Here is a 1885-nt window from a genome sequence, read left to right on the forward strand (position 1 = left end):
TTACCCGGCACGCCAGGAACACTTATTCGGGGAAGCATTGTTGCCGGAGGTTCATATCAGGCTGGTACGGGTATTGGGCAGGTTATTGACGGCAAATATGGTAGTGGCGTAGCAAATATGAGTCTGGGTTCACTGGCTATATTTGGAGGTGTTGCCGGTAATAAAGCCATAACCAAGCCGACAGAAGGAATCGTCTCACCAGATAAACTCACAATTCAGGAAAGCAGTAGGGTTTTGGATAAAAAAACTCATACCTCCATTCCTAAGGTCACAGCAGAGTTAACTGATAAAGAAACCGGGAAAAAATTTACTGATACCAATCAGGGGAATAGACCTGATTATTATCTTGGGGATAAAAGTAGGCCTACTCTGATTAATGGTCGGATACAAGCCAAAATAGAAAAATATCCCGGTAAGAATCTTCCTAATGGAAATATGGCATCAGCACATGCAGAAGTTGGAACTATCCAACAAGCTTATGAAGACGGGATAACTATTGGTCGAGAGATGATATTGAGAGTATCAAAAGAACCTGTCTGTGGTTATTGCCGTGGTGACATTGCAGCAATGGCTGACAAAGCAGGACTAAAGTCACTTACAATATATGAAGAAAATACAGGAAAAACATTATATTGGGCCCCTGGAATGAAATCGATTAAGGAAAAAAATTAAGAATGAATTTTTCTATCAGCTGGACCTTGAATGGAAAAGGAGATAATTATAAATCTCCCACATGGTCGCATATTAAACAAATCATACTAGATTTAAAAGACCAATCAGGAACCGTAACATTAGATGTCACCGACAATATAACTGGTGCTGAAATGCTACAGGTAAGAACGGAAGATGGGTATTATTTACTTACATTAGGTGAAATATTAGAAGATGAATACAATGTCCGTTCTTACTGGAACCCTAAAGAACTTGATCAACAAATTGATATCTTAGGAGACTATTGGCCAGCACGCCAACTCACAAAAGATTTCGATTTTGTAGTGAAAGTATTTAAAGAGTTTTTTGAGACAGGTAATGTCTCGCCGGAGCTTCTTGATTAAAAAATAGCCATCAATCTTATACCCAGTCTCTTAGTCAAATCTCCTGATTAAGAGACTGAAGGCGATAGCCTTCAAACAATTCCTACAACTTAAACCAACCTTTCCATGACGTCTACCAGCCCCCCACTCAGCTTGTCAGTTTGGTAACAGTAGAAATAGCCACTACTAGCTGTCCCTGCACAGATCCGTCACTGCCGGACCGGGGGGCACGGGTATCAACCTCTCCGCCAGTGTCAACTACGGCAAAGGCCGTGAAAGCGGCAACGGCGTCAGCCATAATGAAACTACGCTGGATGCGGGGCAAACCGTCACCCTCAACGCCGGTCGGGATGCGACGCTCAAAGGCGCTCAGGTCAGTGGAGAACAGATTACCGCCGACGTCAAACGCCGCCTGACGCTCAGCAGCGAACAGGACAGCAACCGCTACGATATGAAGCAGCAGAACGTCAGTGCCGGCATCAGTGCCAATGTCGGTCCGGGTTCAGGAGGCTCATTGAACCTCAGCGCCAGCCGCGACAAAATCCACAGCAACTTTGACTCCGTACAAGAGCAGACCGGACTGTTTGCCGGTAAAGGCGGCTATCAAGTGAAAGTGGGTGAACACACCCAGCTTGACGGCGCGGTCATTGCCAGTACCGCAGACAAAGACAAAAACACCCTCGATACCGGCACTCTCGGCTTTGGCGATATCAAAAACAAAGCGGATTTTAAAACCGAACACCATAGCGTGAGTATCAGCACTGGCGGCTCAGTAGGCGGCATGTTACTCAGTAATATGGCGGCCAATACCCTGGGCGGCGCTAACCGGGAAGGCCACGCCAAGCACCACC

2 protein-coding genes and 1 pseudogene are annotated in these 1885 nt (G+C 45.9%); all 3 read left to right on the top strand.

Translation table 11 applies throughout. The features are described from left to right. Window positions 1-672: cytidine deaminase-like fold-containing protein (locus C6H66_RS24830; protein ID WP_105397045.1), on the top strand; the 672-nt coding region annotated here is incomplete at its 5' end. Between the two features lie 2 nt (window positions 673-674). Further along, a complete protein-coding gene (locus C6H66_RS24835) occupies window positions 675-1055 on the top strand; it encodes a DUF6911 family protein (RefSeq protein ID WP_105397046.1) in 381 nt (126 codons plus the stop codon). A gap of 187 nt (window positions 1056-1242) precedes the next feature. Further along, window positions 1243-1885, top strand: a pseudogene (locus tag C6H66_RS24840) (hemagglutinin repeat-containing protein); the annotation flags it as partial.

It is taken from the genome of Photorhabdus hindustanensis (assembly GCF_002968995.1).
Taxonomy (GTDB): Bacteria; Pseudomonadota; Gammaproteobacteria; order Enterobacterales; family Enterobacteriaceae; genus Photorhabdus; species Photorhabdus akhurstii.

Coding starts and splice junctions, on each gene's coding strand:
- C6H66_RS24835 (WP_105397046.1), top strand. CDS start 675: ATGAATTTTTCTATCAGCTGGACCTTGAATGGAAAAGGAGATAATTAT.